A 16,614-nucleotide genomic window follows, 5' to 3' on the forward strand; every position below is an offset into this window, starting at 1 on the left:
GAAGCCCTCTACCTTCCAGTCCGCGTCGCCGTCTCCTTGGCGCCGCACCCCGTCGGTGGAGGCGGGTTATAGGGCCCACCCAAGGAACTGTCAAACCCTTTTTTGGAAAAAAACGCGCTAAAAACGCAAAAAGTTGGAAAGCCGGTTTTCCCTTAATTTCCGCCACAACCCGCCATATCACTGTCTGATTGAGTGCGCCGCAGCATCATTTTGACCATATGGTTAGGAATGACATTGCATCGATTTAGCCAACCGCAGAAAACAGCCGTTTTAACCTTAGCACCACCGCATCGGCGTTTTGCACGGCACAAAACGGGTATCCGCGGCCTTTCACCCCACCCCGGCCGTCTTTTGCGAACACATAGATATAGTGGGTCGTCGTAAAATCAGATTTGCCCCGAAAAAGCCCGCGCCAAAACACCGGGCCATCACCGGCAATTTGCACACATATATATAAGAGTGCGGATCATGGAATGCGTCGGCAGCAGTCCGGCCCCGACAGCGCGACATTCAGGATGGTGATTCGCAGATACCGGCACACATTTTGGCCTGCGATCATACGCATCGACAAAAGGTGTGAATTTAAATGGTTAACACGCTGCCATTTTCTTGCCATTCTCGCCATTCAGATCAGCGTCGTTCTTGTGAGTGTTCCTGCCTTGATCATTTCAACGGTTCGTAAACCATATCCCGGCATCATGGCCGTAACGGGACGGTGTCCGACCGGTTGCGAATTGGCATTTCACATTTACGAGTCTTTTTTGTATAAGGTTCGTGCCGATGTTGCCGCAAAGAGCAACTCGTTGGGCACACTGCATTATTAGTTCTAGGGGAGTTCTGCGGCAATGGCCGGAAGAGACTTGGTATCTATTGCCACCATCATGGCAATCCTGGGGGGGACTGCGGGTTTCATCCTCTCTGACCATTACTCCAACGCTTCGGATACCGCTTTATCAGCCAGTGCCGCTGAAAGCGAGTTAAGCGCTTCTCCCTCGTCCGGTGTGACCGAAACGGCCAATCTTCCCGATAATGAACCTCGTCTTGAAACGGTTGTGTTGGAAAAAGGTTCCAACCTGATGGCAACTTTAACCGCGGCGGGACTGGAACGGTCGGTTGCGTTCAATGCCATCGAAGCCCTTCGCGATGTTTACAACCCCCGCAAACTGCGCGCTGGCCAGGAATTCGACCTTGTGTATGCCAGCGACACCGAGGGTGACAGCGGCCTTTTTGATACGCTGCGCTTCCAGCCTGATCCCGAAACCGTTGTTTCCGTTTCACGTACCGATGATGGTTTTACCGCCTCAAGCGACAAAATCGCACTGACCCCTGTGCGCAATGTTTCATCGGGCGTGATTGATCAAAGCCTGTTCCTTGCCGCCGAAAAAAACGGCATGCCGCTTTCGGTGCTGATGGAACTGATCGAGCTTTATTCCTATGAAGTCGATTTCCAGCGCGACATTCAGCCCGGTGACAGTTTCGAGGTAATGTTCGAAGAATTGCGCAACGATTCCGGCGAGCGCGTTCGCTATGGCGATGTCGTTTATGCCAGCATGACGCTGAGCGGCAACAATGTCCGTCTTTATTCCTATAAGGACAGCAATGGCGATATCGACTTTTATAACCAGAAGGGCGAATCGTATCGCCGTGCCCTGATGCGGACACCGATCAATGGTGCGCGTCTGTCATCGGGCTTTGGTGCGCGCAAGCATCCTATCCTTGGTTTTACCAAGATGCACAAGGGTGTGGATTTCGCCGCCCCACCGGGAACGCCGATCTTTGCGGCCGGTAACGGCACCGTTGCCCAGATCGGCCGCAATGGGGGTTATGGCAACTATATCCGTCTGCGCCACAACGATTCCTATGATACCGCATATGCCCATATGAAGGGCTTCGCCAAGGGCCTTAAACAGGGATCGCGGGTCAAGCAGGGGGATGTGATCGGTTATGTCGGCACCACCGGCGCATCGACCGGCCCGCACCTGCATTTCGAAATCCTGAAAAACAACGCGCAGGTCAACCCGATCAAGGTCAAAATGCCAAGCGGCAAGACCCTTAAAGGAAACGAACTGAAAACTTTCCTCGCCAAGGCAGAGGGGCTCCGCGGGCAGTATGCCGAACTTTCGATGCATAACCGCAAGGTCGCCAGCGCCGAATGAACGATCCGGATACCAAGGCATACGCCTTATAAAAAAGCCCACCGATCACCATCGGCGGGCTTTTTTAATGTCTGCCCCAAGCATGATCCTTTTTGACAACGGCATCGCCACATGAGCGGACGGACCATGCCAGTCCCTTTCCCGCCGCAACGAAAAACCCCGCCTGCATGCAAACGGGGTTTAACTGATCGCGACCGCTGGCGGTGCGCTATCAGGCCGCATCCTGTTCGAACTGCAACCTGGCCAGACGGCCATAAAGCGGGTTTGATTCCATAAGTTCCTGATGGGTCCCTATGGCAATCAGCTTTCCGTCATCAATCACGGCAATCCGGTCGGCATGCAGCACGGTTGCCAGTCGATGGGCAATCACCAGTGTGGTGCGTGTTGCCATGATGGTTTCAAGTGCCTTCTGGACCACCTGCTCGCTTTCGGCATCCAGCGCACTGGTGGCTTCGTCAAGCAGCAGAACCGACGGGTTGCGCAGGATTGCGCGTGCAATCGCGATGCGCTGGCGCTGCCCACCCGAAAGACGAACGCCTCTTTCCCCCAGGAAGCTGTCAAAACCGTCGGGCAACCGATCAAGGAATTCGGTTGCATGGGCGGCATCGGCCGCCGCCCGGACGTCCTGGTCGGACGCGTCAGGGCGGCCATAGCGGATGTTTTCCCACGCATTGGCGGCAAAAATCACCGGATCCTGCGCCACCAGACCAATCCGTTCGCGCACGGCTATCGGATCAGCCGTACGGATATCGACGTCATCGACTTTGATCACGCCGTTCGCCGGATCGTAGAATCGCAGCAGAAGCTGAAACACCGTGGTTTTGCCCGCACCCGACGGGCCGACAAGTGCTACGGTTTCCCCCGGTTTGACCTGTAACGAAAAACCGGTCAGTGCCGAGCGGTCCGGGCGCGCCGGATAATGGAAAGTGACGTTTTCAAAACTGACATGGCCAAGATGTTTTTGCGGCATCTGGACCGGGTTTGCCGGTGCGGCAATCGCCGGTTCGGTTTCAAGCAACCCCATCAGGCGTTCAGCCGCACCCGCCGCGCGTTGCAGATCACCGATCACTTCACTGATGGCACCTACAGAACCGGCAACAACAATGGCATAGAACACAAAGGCAGAAAGGTCCCCGGCCGAAATCGTGCCATCCAGCACGTCATGCCCGCCGATCCACAAAATCGTCCCCACCGCGCCAAACACCATGACGATGACGATGGCGGTCAGAAGGGCGCGCGCCGAAATACGCGAAATCGCGGTTTTGAATGCGCCTTCGACAAAGCCATCAAACTTGTCGCTTTCAATCTTTTCGTGGGTATAGGCCTGAACCGTCCGCAGCGCATTGAGCGATTCTTCGGAAAAGGCACTGACATCGGCAATGCGGTCCTGTGCCTCGCGCGACAGGCGGCGTACCCGGCGCCCGTAACCGATGATCGGCACAACCACCAACGGCACGACGAGCAAAACAAGTGCGGTCAGTTTGGGGCTCGTGATCGCCAGCATGGTAAGACCGCCGACAAACATCAGGATATTGCGAAGCGCAATCGAAACACTTGATCCGATCACGACCTGCAAAAGGGTGGTGTCTGTTGTCAACCGCGAGAGGACTTCACCCGTGCGGGTGACCTCAAAGAATCCCGGATCCAGCCGAATGATGTGGGCGTAAACCGCCGAACGGATATCGGCAACCACGCGCTCCCCGATCCACGATACCAGAAAGAACCGGGCATAGCTTGCCCCGGCCATAAGCAGCGTTACGGCAAACAGAACAAAAAGCGCCTGATCAAGCAGGGAGGCATTGCCATCGGCAAACCCCTGATCAACAAGCATGCGCAACCCGCTGCCAAGCGCAAGCACCGTGCCCGACGCAACAACCAGTGCCACCATCGCACCGGCAACCTGCAACCTGTAGGGCCGAACGAAGGGGATAATGGCGCGAAGAGCGGAGAAATTACGACTGGAGTCCCTGTCTGCAAGACGGGGTGAAGTACGAGGATTTAATGCCACAGCAGCCTTCCAGTTTACGCTTTTCCTGCCATTTCCATGATCGGATCAGTCGAGATCAAGTCGCCGACCGGTCTTCACCGCAAGATCAGCCGAAAGCTGATCGGTCAGCGTCGTCGACCCGCGGGTCGAGGTCCAGCTTTCATTGTCTTCATCGAAATCATAATGGCTGGCCCCGCTGACCGGCGAGGACATCCATATCTGGCGGTTCGGACCATGTTTATTGATGATGAACTGTTCACCCGAGTCGAGTTCGATCGTCAGGATTCCCGATTGCAGATCGACATCAAGATCATCGCCCATCTCATCATCTATATGATCCGAGAGGGTTTCGATGGTGTCATCAGCAAGCTGATGGAAGCGGGTTTCATCAAGGGCCACGATCAACACTCCGTCTGTCAAAAGGGGCAAAACGCCCCCTGGCAAGGCGACAATTTTATATGCTGGCGCACCATACTATATAAAGAGTCTCGCGCAAGTCTGCATCACACAGGAACCACGGATTATTACCCGATGCGGTGTGCAATATCACCCTGCCCGCTGGGAAAAAACGCCTATCGCAACCGTTAATCAGGCTTTATCCAATAATTCCCGGATACAGGGGTTGCATAGGTCGATTTTTTACCTTATACACCGCGCTTCAAATTCCGGAGTGATAGGCGATGAAAAAAGACATCCATCCCGATTACCATGAAATCACCGTTCAGATGACGGACGGCAGCAGCTTCACCACCAAATCGACCTGGGGCAATCCGGGCGACGTTCTGAAGCTTGACATCGATCCGAAAAGCCATCCGGCTTGGACTGGTGTTCATCGTCTGCTCGACAGCGGCGGTCAGCTCGCGAAGTTCAAAAAACGCTTCGCCGGTTTCAATATCGGTAATAACTAAGCAAATTTCGCCTTCCTGGCGATTTATGGGATCAGCGCCCGCTAGCGTCTTCATGATGCTGCGGGCGTTTTTCTTTTGTGGCGTGGTACGGCCAAATGCCCCCGTCCGGAACGCACTGCCTCCTCTCTGCAACCCAGCTATACGGGGGCATTAGCCATATTTAATGGTCATTCGGACATTTTCTTGCCATAATCTTCAACCGGCGCTATACCGCGCGGAGAACGGGGATGGGGTCCCCCTATTGTCAGGAAGACTGGGCGAACCGAATGAACCAGGTGATTGCGCGCACCCAGGTCAGTTATGAAGTCTATGTAAAAGACCGTTCAGGGCGTTGGGAAATTCACGCCCACTTTACCGGTGCGCAGAAAAAGCAGGCCGAGGAAGAAGCGCGCTCGCTTGAAAAGATGGCGCATGTCTCGGCTGTGAAGGTCATTCGCGAAGTCTATAACCATGCGACCAATGCCGCGGATGAATATGTCATCTATGAAACACGGCAAAGCGGCGCAAAAGACAAACCCCAGAACGCACCAAAGACAGCACCAACCCGTCCGGCCCCGGCGCGTGCGCCAGCAAGCCCCCCCGAACAGGTTTCAACCCCGGCCCTAAAACCGGCCCGGACAAAGGTCAAAACAGCCAGCCCGGATGAAAGCCCGGGCCTCATTGCTGTGGCGCTGAAACTGGTGATGGCGTTTTGCATCGCGATTGCCATCGGTCTGGCTGCGATGCTTGGCGCATCTCATGGGCTTGAATATCTGCCGCGTATGGGGCTTTCGATCAGTCAGGGCTTCTACGACAAGGCCAATTTCATATCCTTTATTGTCGGCTTCCTTGCCAGTGCGACACCGATGCTGATGAGCATCACAAGCAAATTCAAGGGCAAGGCACGAAAAGAGCCGGCGCAACAGCCCGTGGCCAAACGTACCGCCAGACCGGGGCGCAAGGTGGCATCGCCGAACCGCCCGTCCTTATCGGGCAGCTTTGCAGAAATGGCCGCCGAGGTTGCGCGTTCTGAAAATGAAGCAATGCCCGACATCGATGCGGATGAAACCGACGATACCCAATCCGCATCCGAGCCGCGCGATGACGGCATCCCCGATCAGCCAATGACCGTAACGCCAGCCCTTCAGGCCACGCGCGAGGTCATGAAATCCTTCATCGCCGGTTCGATAGAAGCCATCAAGCGGACCGTTCCGAACATGGACGCCTATCACAAATTCGGCGTCAATCTTTACGTTGCCGGTGCCTGTGACGCGTGTAGCGAGAAGAACGCCCTTGGCGCCAGTCAGGGACGAAGTGTTCTGAAGGACTGCATTTCCGCACTTGGGGCAACCCACAATATGGCCGACACATTCTGCAAGAATGTCGACAGCTATATCCTGGAACCGAAATACAAGGACATGTATGGCGCGGGCAGAAGCTCGATGGATGCCTATATGAAGGACGAGCAGAGCATCACCACATCGGTGTCGCGTGCGATTGCGTCATGGTCCGAAAAGCCGACTGGCGCGCCAGCAAACGCGAATAACAAGCTGCATGCGCTGATGTTTACCGACATCGTCAATTCGACCCAGATGACCCAGCAACTGGGTGATGTCGGTGCCCAGAAGATGGTGCATATCCATAACCAGATCGTGCGCACCGCCCTGATCAATAATTATGGCAAGGAAGTTAAGCATATGGGGGATGGCATCATGGCCGTGTTCCCGTCCTCTGCAAGTTCCGTCGAAGCCGCCATCGAAATTCAGCGCAACATGGCGCAGCATAATGGCCGCGAGGACCTGAAATTCCAGATTCGCATCGGCATCAATGCCGGCGAGGCCATTGCCGAAGAAAACGATCTGTTTGGCCGCGTCGTGCAGCTTGCCGCACGTGTCTGCGCCCAGGCGGGCGGTGATGAAATTCTGGTATCCCAGAACGTGAAGGATACCTACGCCGGCAGCCGGGCGGTCTTCACATCGAAAGGCACACGCCAGATGAAAGGCTTTGCCGAACCGATAGAAGTCTTTGCCGCGACCCCGCGCGCCTGACGGGCACTGTTTACCGGCATCCGCACGCAATTCCGCATAAGGTGAAGGTGGCTGAACCGTTGTTCAGGCTGAACAGCGTGCCGCGACCTGAAGCTCCATCCGCGCCGTTCGCATATAAAGCGAATGGGCCCGTTCCATAAGATCGCGAAGGGCGGGGGGAAATCCTGTTTCTTCGTCGCAGTCGTCGCGAACACAGATTTGCAGGTCGACCATCAGATCATCAAGATCAACCGCATCTTCCCAATCAATCTCGCCCTCCTCAACCGCCCGCACCGCAAGCAGCCACGCCATCGCCCGGATCAGGCGGCTGGTCATGCGCATCTCCTCAACGAATTGCTTCATTTTGGCACTGCCGTGAATCCCATGGCGCGATGCGGTTCGATTTGCGGAAAGATAATTACGCGCCTCCACCAGCAGGGTGAAAGCCTCGTCATAGGTTCGCGAAAGAGGAACAATCGCGAAGTTGCTTTGATAGGGTTGCCCGATCCCGGTCGGGTGATCCTTTTTTGCCATAAAGCTTATATGGGAAACGGACACCGGGCTTCAAGCATTCGGGAAAATTTGCCCTGAATTTGCCCCGAAATAGAAAGACCGCCCCAAAGGGCGGCCTTGCCTCAACCTGCTAAACTTGCCGGACTTTTTTTTATTCTTGATCTTGTTTGTGGCCGAACTCTAGCTAGCGGTTGGCAAGGGGTCAAGGTAATAAGTGTCGGAAATATGACAGTACGTATTAATACGTACCGAAATACGTATAAACAGTACGTAAAAGGCGAAAACATAAAAAGAACCGCCCTGAATTCGGGCGGTTCAGTTTAACAGGGAGGCATCGAAACATCACGTTCGACAAGGGGCCAAACAGTGGCCCACTACCCATATATAAGACGGTAAGTTTAAGATTCAATTAACCGTAGGTTTAAAAATATATCCTCACGTTTAATATTTTGGCGTACCCGCCCCCGTCAGTTCTTGAAAAGCGCTTCCGCCCCGGCGCGAACACCATTGCGATGCTCCATTGCCGCATCAACCCGCACCAGTTCCTGCTCCAGGGCGGCTCGATAATCGATCAGGCTGTCAATCGACATTCCGTCAAGGCTCCGCGGCAGGCCGAACATCGCGGCCAAAGGTTTTTGCAGGTCGTCTTCTTCCACAGTCATCCTCCTTTGACATTTTGCCCCTGGCGGTTTTGCCGCTATTACATAGTGACCGAATTTATCATTCGCCATGGAGTTTTGTCATGACCTTGCCAGACGACCTTGCCCCAAGCCTTGCCCCAAACCTTGCCAAAGACATGCAGGCAATCGAAATCCGCATTGACGGCGAGAACCGATATCTTGCCGCGGGCAAGGTCGCGATGCCGGAAATCACGCAGGGCGAGGTTCTGGTGCGTATTCGTGCCGCCGGGGTCAACCGGCCCGATCTGATGCAGGTGGCCGGGATGTATCCCCCGCCCCCCGGCGCATCGGAAATCCCGGGGCTTGAACTTTCCGGTGAAATTGTTGTCACCGCCCCCGATGTCACGACGTGGAAGGTTGGTGATCAGGTTTGCGCGCTGGTCACCGGCGGCGGCTATGCCCAATATGCCGCTGTCCCCGCCGCACAATGCCTTCCGGTTCCGGCTGGCCTTTCCATGACAGAAGCCGCAAGCCTTCCCGAAACATTCTTTACCGTCTGGCACAATGTTTTCGACAAGGCCGGACTTAAATCCGGCGAAACCTTCCTTGTTCATGGTGGCACATCGGGGATCGGCACCACCGCGATCCAGCTTGCCAAGGCTTTTGGCGCGCGCGTGATCACAACGGCGGGCACCGATGAAAAATGCCAGGCCTGTCTGGACCTTGGCGCGGACATCGCCATCAACTACAAAACACAGGATTTCGTTGAAGAGGTAAAAACCGCAACCAACGGCAAGGGGGCGGATGTCATCCTTGATATGGTGGCAGGCGATTATGTCAGCCGCAATTTCAAGGCGGCTGCGATGGAAGGCCGTATCTTGATCATTGCCTTCCTGAACGGACCAAAGGCCGAAACCAATTTCACGCCGCTTCTGTTAAAACGCCTGACCCTGATGGGATCAACCCTGCGCGCCCAGCCGGTTGCCAACAAGGGCGCAATCGCAGGCAAACTTCGCCAGCAGGTCTGGCCGCTATTTGAAAACGGCACGATCAAACCGGTCATTTACCAAACCCTGCCAATGAATGAAGCCCGGGCTGCACACGACATTTTGCGGGGTGGCGCACATGTTGGAAAAGTGGTACTGGAAGTCCCTTGATCGTTTACGGATCCGGGTTGAAGGCATATCGATCACCATCGGCTTCACCCTTTCCCGGCAACAGACCTTCGATTGCGGGTCGAAAAGAAATATTCTTTTCGATAACCTGCAACAGATTGTTGCTTTTAACCGCACATTGATCGAAAAGAGCGCTGTGGCGGTTCCAGCGACGCGCGGCACTCACCTTGGGTTGCCTTTGCTGCGTTGCCGGAACACCAAAACAGATTATATTCTGGGGCAGATATTCCCGCGTATTTGGGGTTCATCCCATCGCCGGTCTCCAGAGAGAGAAAGAGTAAACAGGAGGAATTATGGCTCAGCCCCTCATGCCCAAAGCAACGGCCGTATGGCTTATCGACAATACCGGTTTGTCGTTCCGGCAGATTGCAGCCTTTACCGAGCTGCACGAACTGGAAATTCAGGCCATCGCCGATGGCGATGTCAATCAGGGGATTGTCGGCCTTGATCCGGTTTCCAATGGTCAGTTGACCAAAGACGAGATCGCGCGCTGCGAAGCTGATCCGCGTGCATTGCTGAAAATGGCAAAGTCCGACCTGCCGCGTCCGCGCGCGCATGGCAAAGGCGCACGTTACACCCCGGTTTCAAAACGTCAGGATCGCCCGAACGCGATTGCATGGCTGCTCAAACACCATCCGGAACTGTCGGATGCGCAGATTTGCAAACTGATCGGGACCACCAAGGACACGATTGGCAAAATCCGTGATCGTACCCACTGGAACTCGGCCAACCTGACGCCGCGCAACCCGGTGACCATGGGGCTTTGCATCGAACTTGACCTTGAAAAACAGGTCGTGATCGCACGCAGCAAGAACCCGGAAAAGGTCGTCAAGAATGTCGAGCCCGATCCGCTGCCCGAAGAATTGCAGATCAACCCGGAACCGGATTATCCCGGCAAGAAGGAAGATCGCAAAAAAGAAGAACCCAAAACATCCGATTACATGGAAGCAGCAGAAAACCTGTTCCGCTCCTGATCGATGCAAAGGCCGCCCACCGGGGCGGCCTTTTCTCTTTGGCGACCAACCCAAAAGCGAATATGTTTTGTTTCATATGAATGCCGTGAAACGGTAATATTCCTGAAATGAACACGACATAACATTCGTTCAAACAAAACCGCGAAACAACCGCCAAAGAAGCCCCTCATGCAAAAACGTCCGACTGAACGTCAGGCCAGTATCGTTGAACTTGTCCGCGCAGACGGTTTCAAAACCATTGAACAGCTTGCCGAACGTTTTCAGGTCACCCCGCAAACCATTCGACGCGATGTAAACGCCCTTTGCGACGAAGGATTGCTGCGCCGTCGCCATGGCGGGGTTGAACCGGCACTGGAACATGAAAACATCGCCTATCGGGCGCGCAAGGTTCTGCATGTGAATGAAAAGCGCAAAATCGCGGCCCTTGTCGCGCGCGCCATTCCCGATGGCGCATCCCTGTTCTTTTCAATCGGCACCACGCCGGAACTGGTCGCAAGTGCGCTTTTGCAGCATCGCGGTTTGCGGATTTTCACCAACAATCTCAATGTCGCCTATGTCGCCGCCACCAATGACAGCTTTGACGTCACCCTGATTGGTGGCCGGTTGCGCAATCGGGATCGCGATGTTCTCGGGCCAGAGGTCGAGGCCTTCTTTAACAGCTACAAGGTCGATTACGGCATTTTCGGCGTTGGCGGGATTGATGCCGATGGCAGTCTGCTCGACTTTGACGAACAGGAAGTCCGCGCGCGTTCTGCCATTCTGACCAATTCGCGCCAGACCTATCTGGTCGCCGATCATACCAAGTTTGGCCGAAACGCTGTGGTGCGTGGCGGCTCCGTCACACAGGTAACCGCCTTCTTTACCGATTGCCCTCCGCCCGATGCCATCATTCAGATGATCGAAAAACACGGGGTGGCGCTGCATATCCCCGAACCGAACGCCGAATTCCCGACCTTCTACGTCCCCGAAGAAGACTAGGCACCCGTCCAGTCACGCGCCGCCGCAATCAACCCGTTGCGGACTTCGCGCAACCCGCTGCCCATCACCTTGTCCCGCCGGACCACAAGTGCCAGACGGCGCGCAAGGTCCGGGGCAAGCTTGCGGGTTTTGATCGGAAACTGTGTGCGGCCCAACCGTGCGCCCATGGCGGGCAAAATCGTTGCTCCCAACCCGGCACCCACCAGTTCCTTGATCGCCTCGACACTGCCCAGTTCCATGATCGAATGCCCGGCAACACCCGCAGCACGCAACCAGTCATCGACAATCGTGCGTGTCTGACCACCGCGTTCATACAAAACCAATGGAATATCTGCCAGATCAGCAGGCCGAACCAGATCGGGCACATCCATCCCGTCGGGAAAAATCGCGACAAGCGGATCGGTCAGAACCGGCACGATATCCAGACTGCGCCCACTGGCCGGCAGGGTGACCAGCCCGATATCAAGACTGTTTTCCTCAATCGATTTCAGAACGTCGCTGGTATTCCCGGTCCGCACAATGATTTCAAGCCCCGGAAACCGGCGCTGCAACTGTTCCAGAACCTTTGGCAGGAAATAGATGCAGGCCGTTGCACCGGTTCCGATGCGCACCTGCCCGACCGTGCCACTGGCAAACCCTGCCACCGCATCCAGTGCGTTCTGGACGGACGCGTCAATCTCCCCCACCCGGTCCAGCAATGCCTGACCGGCGGGTGTTGGCATCGCACGTTTGCCAACCCGTTCAATCAACCGCACGCCAAGACGGTCTTCCAGCTGTCGTATCTGCTGACTGATCGCAGGCTGGCTTAAATTCTGCCGTGCGGCTGCGGCGGAAAAACTGCCAAGTTCAATCACATCGGCAAAAGCATGCATCTGATCAAGGTTAAGGCTACGCATCTAAAACTATTCCTTATGATTTGCATAAGAATACAAATCTTATCTTATTTCAGACGGTCGGCTAATGTCACGCCATACCGTCAATTTCCGAGATGGAATGCACATCAATGTCGACCGATACACTGCCCGCCGCCGCCAAAACTTCCGATCTCGTCATACGCGATGCCGATCATGCCGACATTGCCGCCATCACCGCGATTTACGGCCATCATGTTCTGACCGGCACCGCCTCGTTCGAAGAAATCCCGCCATCCGAAACCGAAATCACCAATCGCTTTGAGGCCATCCGTGGATATGGCCTGCCCTATCTGGTCGCCCTGCGCGGTGATGAGGTTGTCGGCTATTGCTATGCCAGTCTCTATCGCCCGCGTTCGGCCTATCGCCACACGGTGGAAAATTCGATCTATGTCGCGCCCGATTGCATCGGAAACGGGATCGGGGCGGCTCTGATGGCGGCTCTTCTCGAACGCTGCGAAGCCGGTCCGTGGCGGCAGATGGTTGCCGCCATTGGCGATAGCGAAAATCACGCATCCATTGCCCTGCATCGGAAATTCGGCTTCGACATGACAGGAACCTTCCACAATGTCGGCTACAAGTTCGGCACGTGGCTTGACTCCGTCATGATGCAGCGCCCGCTTGGCTCCGATAAACCGGTGATCCCCGGCCCGACGGATAAATGATCACCCGCGCACTTGTCATAAAGCTGGGGCTGGGGCAGCTCATCAGTTGGGGGACGGCCTATTATCTGATTGGCAATTTCGGCACCCTGATCGCGCAACATCACGGCTGGCCCAGCAGCGTGGTTTATGCGGGCTTTTCGGCAAGCCTTCTGACCATGGCGGTCATATCCCCCTTTTGCGGCAGGATGATAGATCGTCATGGCGGGCGGATCATCATGACATTGGGGACATGCCTCAATGCCCTTGGCTGTCTGATCCTTGCATTTGCCGATCAGCAGATCCTGCATTTCATCGGCTGGATCGTTCTTGGGCTTGCGATGCGTGCCACCCTTTATGATGCGGCATTTGCCGCGCTCGCCCGGATTGGCGGGCGCGATGCCAGACGGGCGATGGGGCAGATCACGCTTTTTGGCGGCCTGGCCTCAACCGTTTTCTGGCCGCTCGGCCATTTGATCCAGTCGGAATTTGGCATCACCATCGCCCTTGTCGCCTATACCGGTTTCGCCCTTCTGACCGTCCCGATGTATGCCGCCATCCCCGATGCCCGACATGGCGCACCTTCGGGAACTGGAACGGGAACGGGAACCGGCACCAACCCGACCGATGACGCCGATGATACCGATGACCACGGACTGGCAACGCATCAACGCCTGTGCGGCTTTCTGTATGCCGTGATCGTCACCCTGCTCAATGTCGTGAATGCCGCGATGTCAGCCCACATGATCGCCATCCTGATCGGTCTTGGCTTAACCACCGCCGCCGCGATCAATGCCGCATCCCTGCGCGGTATCGGACAATCCGCGGCGCGTGCCGCCGAAATCCTGTTTGGCAAACGCATCGCCCCGGCAAGCCTGACATTGTTTGCAACCGCCATTTTACCGCTCTGCTTCGTCCTTGCCTTCTGGGGCGATCAGTTTGCGATTGCCGCCATGACCTTCACCCTGCTTTACGGCGCAGCAAACGGCGTGCTGACGATCACGCGTGGAACCCTGCCCCTGATGATCTTTGGCAATGCACGATACGGTCATCAGGTCGGACGATTACTGGTACCGGGATTTATCCTCTCCGCCCTCGCACCCAGCCTTTACGAACGCGCCATCACACATTGGGGCCCCACCGGCGCACTCTGGCTTTCCATCGCCCTGCTGGCCTGTGCCTTCGGTGCAGCCATGTGGCTTTATCTGCTCTTACGCCCGCAAAGCTCTGAAACCCACCCTGACCCCATCGCCCGATAGACATCCCTCGTAAAAGCCCCGCAAATCAAATCTGCGGGCCACACTAGCATCACGTCGCGTTCAGAACTTCAGGTCTAAGGTAATCATCACATCTGCGCGCTGCGCAGCCGGATCCCCGGACAGGCTCAACTTACTCGAAAATCTGTCATCAATATCTGCCAGTGTTGCGCCAGCGGAAATTTCAGGCGTGCCGCTATCAGACAGGCTGGTACCGACATAAGGCGACGCCGTTCCGGCAAAGCTTCCATCCCGCCCCGTAAACGAAATACCATAAGCAACCAAACCGCTCAGGGTATATTCGCTGTAGTCATCACGCCCAACCATGCGCGACCCTTCGATTGACCCCGACAGGCCAGTCCCGCCCGAGGCAAACCGCACACCACCACCAAGGTCAAACGCCCCGGCATCGCCATTGGTCTGGTCGGTGAAATCGTGGATATAACCCGCTTTGACATATGGCGTCAGGGACGTCTCGCTTATCTGGAAAGAATAGGCCAGCTCGGCATTCGGCTTTAACTGAACGGTATTGACCGAGGATTCAGCAACCCGGCTACCGTCACTTTCGGTATAGGCAGCAAGCGTATTGCGCGACGTCAATGCACCCAGCCCCCCCGTAACCCGAAACGGGCTATCTGCAATTGGCTGGAAAGTCTGGCGTGCATCAACCTGCAGATACCAGGTCTGGCTGTCGGTATTTCCCGTCACAGTGCTATTGCGGCTTCTGGCAACATCCCCGAACGCATAACCCGCAATCGCCGAGAAGGTCAGCATGTCCGACGGTCTATAGATCACATAGGGCGAGAGGTTCCACGTATCCTCTTCGTAAGTGCCGCTATCAAAGGTGGTCGTAATGTCGGTTTGAGCGTAGCCGACAGACATACCCGCCACCAGTGCGGGCGAAAAACGATAGTCCGCACCGACATTGTACCCCCAGACGCTGCCGTCGTAACGGCTGTCCTCGCCCGTCCGGTTGCGCGTATTCTCGATATCGGTAAAGGACCCATGCCCCCAGATCGTAATCGGACTTTCACGAGACAGCAGCGTTCGTTGTTCCGCCCCATCCGTTGCACTATCAGCGTTTTGCGCCGCCGCAAGCACACGCGACGTATCGAAAGACGCAAGCATCGCCAACCCGCCCAGGGTTGTCCCCTCCGTGCGCGTTTTCTTGCCCATGGGATCATCAAGCAAGCTTGATGAAGCAAAACCGAATTGCTGTGTCGGTGCCGCGGTATCTGGCACTGTTCCGATATCTGGGCCGGCTGTCACATTAGCCACCCGCGATCCGAAATTCTGGCCGATGATCACAGATTGCGCCCGTGTTGCCGAACCTTGAAGCGCGCGCAGGGCAGCGGCCGAGCTATCAGAGGATGCAGCATCAGCAGTCGTGATTGTGACCGATGCACTGTTGAAGGTCGTAGCACCCCCTACCACTAGGGTATAATTGACGGTCATCCGGATCGTCGCCCCGTTCTCCCCATCAATGGTGACCGTCGCGGTTTCATTAGTGGCATTAGCGCGATCCGTTGAGCAAGCATCACCCGCGGCGGCGTTAAAAGTGCCAATGCTACATCCTCTATGCGCTGTATTGCTACTGCCGGTTCCGATCTTGAATTGCTCGTTTGAGAGGTTCGAGTTGTTGACCTCGAAGACGATGTCGCGCAATGCGTTGCTGGAGCCACTACCGTTTACTGCGGCGCAGGTACCGACACTGTCGTCGTAGGCCACATGAGAGGTCGATGCATTGGCTGCTGCGAGGTTGGTGCAGGTGATTGTCGTCGTTGCCGCAAATGCGTCACGCCCATCACCGGTCATAAAGCCACAAAAGATGGTCATCGCCAAAAGCAGCGACGATGGCAATTTAACGATATTGATCATACAGGTCCCCCCGAACCATTCCGCACCCAACAGCTTAACCACAAACAACTCTGCGTTGCACAACAACCTGATTAGCCAAAATTTTTATTGTGATCAACCTCTTATGAGCCACAAAAACGACGCGCGGCTCCACCACGCGCACACTTTAGGCCCTGTGTCGCTTCTTTTTGGTCGGGAGCCTATCTTCAATCCAAAGTGGTTTAACCAGCCTTCCATGCGATTTACAGCATGTCCGAAATCGCTTTGTAAAGATGCCCCGACACGGGCAAGGTGGGCGGTATATTTCCGGCAATCATCGGACAACGGATCATCCGTCGGCACCTTGAACGCATCACGATAATAAATCATGTCATCAATACTCATCCCCGGCGCATTGGCCATCTGTCCGTAACTGGCAGTTCAAACCCCGCCAAGGGCTGGATAAATCAACGCCGCCCCCGGAACCCGGCCCCCAAAGCTCTCTTCGCGCGCCCGGACCGCAATCCCGGCAGCCAACATGCCACCTGCACTGTCGCCAGCCAGAACGATCTTCTTGCCTGAATGCGCCCGGCGATCTGATCCGTGCCTTTGCCGATCCGCCGGTCTTGCATTTCACGGGTTGGGTTGGGTTG

16 protein-coding genes are annotated in these 16,614 nt (G+C 55.8%); 8 read left to right on the plus strand and 8 right to left on the minus strand.

Features of this window, described 5'->3' with window-relative positions:
- Nucleotides 1-845 precede the first annotated feature (845 nt).
- Nucleotides 846-2,156: a peptidoglycan DD-metalloendopeptidase family protein gene (locus tag BC440_RS08365; protein WP_247643541.1), complete on the plus strand. Its 1,311-nt coding sequence runs from the start codon at nucleotides 846-848 to the stop codon at nucleotides 2,154-2,156.
- 211 nt (nucleotides 2,157-2,367) lie between these two features.
- On the opposite strand, the gene BC440_RS08370 is transcribed toward BC440_RS08365, so the two are convergent.
- Nucleotides 2,368-4,164, minus strand: coding sequence for an ABC transporter transmembrane domain-containing protein (locus BC440_RS08370; RefSeq protein WP_071239832.1), 1,797 nt, complete (start codon nucleotides 4,162-4,164; stop codon nucleotides 2,368-2,370).
- 45 nt (nucleotides 4,165-4,209) lie between these two features.
- Nucleotides 4,210-4,542 (minus strand): iron donor protein CyaY, encoded by a 333-nt coding sequence (cyaY, locus tag BC440_RS08375; protein ID WP_007092401.1) that lies wholly within the window; start codon nucleotides 4,540-4,542, stop codon nucleotides 4,210-4,212.
- Nucleotides 4,543-4,823: 281 nt separating this feature from the next.
- On the opposite strand from cyaY, the gene rpmE reads away from it, so the two are divergent.
- Together rpmE and BC440_RS08385 are read left to right on the plus strand one after the other, a co-directional pair.
- Entirely contained in the window at nucleotides 4,824-5,051 is a 228-nt protein-coding gene (gene rpmE / locus BC440_RS08380; RefSeq protein WP_007092400.1) for a 50S ribosomal protein L31, read from the plus strand.
- Between the two features lie 266 nt (nucleotides 5,052-5,317).
- The gene (locus BC440_RS08385; protein WP_071239833.1) at nucleotides 5,318-7,078 is read left to right on the plus strand and encodes an adenylate/guanylate cyclase domain-containing protein; all 1,761 of its coding nucleotides are present in this window, start codon (nucleotides 5,318-5,320) and stop codon (nucleotides 7,076-7,078) included.
- A 63-nt stretch (nucleotides 7,079-7,141) separates the two neighbouring features.
- Here the strand turns inward: BC440_RS08385 and BC440_RS08390 are convergent, their stop codons facing one another.
- Nucleotides 7,142-7,591: a DUF1465 family protein gene (locus BC440_RS08390; protein ID WP_071239834.1), complete on the minus strand. Its 450-nt coding sequence runs from the start codon at nucleotides 7,589-7,591 to the stop codon at nucleotides 7,142-7,144.
- 446 nt (nucleotides 7,592-8,037) lie between these two features.
- Complete coding sequence (locus BC440_RS08395) at nucleotides 8,038-8,232, minus strand: DUF1192 domain-containing protein (protein ID WP_071239835.1); 195 nt, start codon at nucleotides 8,230-8,232, stop codon at nucleotides 8,038-8,040.
- Nucleotides 8,233-8,312: 80 nt separating this feature from the next.
- On the opposite strand from BC440_RS08395, the gene BC440_RS08400 reads away from it, so the two are divergent.
- From BC440_RS08400 to BC440_RS08415, 3 genes are all read left to right on the plus strand, one after another.
- Entirely contained in the window at nucleotides 8,313-9,347 is a 1,035-nt protein-coding gene (locus BC440_RS08400; protein WP_083379324.1) for an NAD(P)H-quinone oxidoreductase, read from the plus strand.
- 311 nt (nucleotides 9,348-9,658) lie between these two features.
- Complete coding sequence (locus tag BC440_RS08410; RefSeq protein ID WP_071239837.1) at nucleotides 9,659-10,339, plus strand: cell cycle transcriptional regulator TrcR; 681 nt, start codon at nucleotides 9,659-9,661, stop codon at nucleotides 10,337-10,339.
- Between the two features lie 168 nt (nucleotides 10,340-10,507).
- Complete coding sequence (locus tag BC440_RS08415) at nucleotides 10,508-11,317, plus strand: DeoR/GlpR family DNA-binding transcription regulator (protein ID WP_071239838.1); 810 nt, start codon at nucleotides 10,508-10,510, stop codon at nucleotides 11,315-11,317.
- Here the strand turns inward: BC440_RS08415 and BC440_RS08420 are convergent.
- Nucleotides 11,314-12,213: a LysR family transcriptional regulator gene (locus tag BC440_RS08420; RefSeq protein ID WP_071239839.1), complete on the minus strand. Its 900-nt coding sequence runs from the start codon at nucleotides 12,211-12,213 to the stop codon at nucleotides 11,314-11,316. The genes BC440_RS08415 and BC440_RS08420 overlap by 4 nt on opposite strands.
- Before the next feature lie 107 nt (nucleotides 12,214-12,320).
- Here BC440_RS08420 and BC440_RS08425 point away from each other — a divergent pair, with 107 nt between their 5' ends.
- On the plus strand, nucleotides 12,321-12,893 hold the full coding sequence (locus BC440_RS08425) for a GNAT family N-acetyltransferase (protein ID WP_071239840.1): 573 nt from the start codon (nucleotides 12,321-12,323) through the stop codon (nucleotides 12,891-12,893).
- Nucleotides 12,890-14,128 carry an MFS transporter gene (locus tag BC440_RS08430; protein ID WP_071239841.1) on the plus strand — a complete coding sequence of 413 codons (1,239 nt, stop codon included), beginning with the start codon at nucleotides 12,890-12,892 and terminating at the stop codon, nucleotides 14,126-14,128. The genes BC440_RS08425 and BC440_RS08430 overlap by 4 nt, the downstream gene beginning before the upstream one ends.
- 60 nt (nucleotides 14,129-14,188) lie before the next feature.
- Here BC440_RS08430 and BC440_RS08435 read toward each other — a convergent pair whose 3' ends face one another.
- The 3 genes from BC440_RS08435 to BC440_RS23510 all read right to left on the minus strand — a co-directional run bounded on the left by BC440_RS08435 (nucleotide 14,189) and on the right by BC440_RS23510 (nucleotide 16,501).
- A complete protein-coding gene (locus BC440_RS08435) occupies nucleotides 14,189-16,003 on the minus strand; it encodes an autotransporter outer membrane beta-barrel domain-containing protein (protein ID WP_071239842.1) in 1,815 nt (604 codons plus the stop codon).
- A gap of 93 nt (nucleotides 16,004-16,096) precedes the next feature.
- Nucleotides 16,097-16,384, minus strand: a complete 288-nt coding sequence (locus tag BC440_RS23505) for a hypothetical protein (protein WP_247643543.1) — start codon at nucleotides 16,382-16,384, stop codon at nucleotides 16,097-16,099.
- A gap of 18 nt (nucleotides 16,385-16,402) precedes the next feature.
- On the minus strand, nucleotides 16,403-16,501 hold the full coding sequence (locus BC440_RS23510; protein ID WP_247643544.1) for a hypothetical protein: 99 nt from the start codon (nucleotides 16,499-16,501) through the stop codon (nucleotides 16,403-16,405).
- Nucleotides 16,502-16,614: the final 113 nt, after the last annotated feature.

This window comes from Thalassospira sp. MIT1004, assembly GCF_001858545.1.
Lineage (GTDB): Bacteria > Pseudomonadota > Alphaproteobacteria > Rhodospirillales > Thalassospiraceae > Thalassospira > Thalassospira xiamenensis.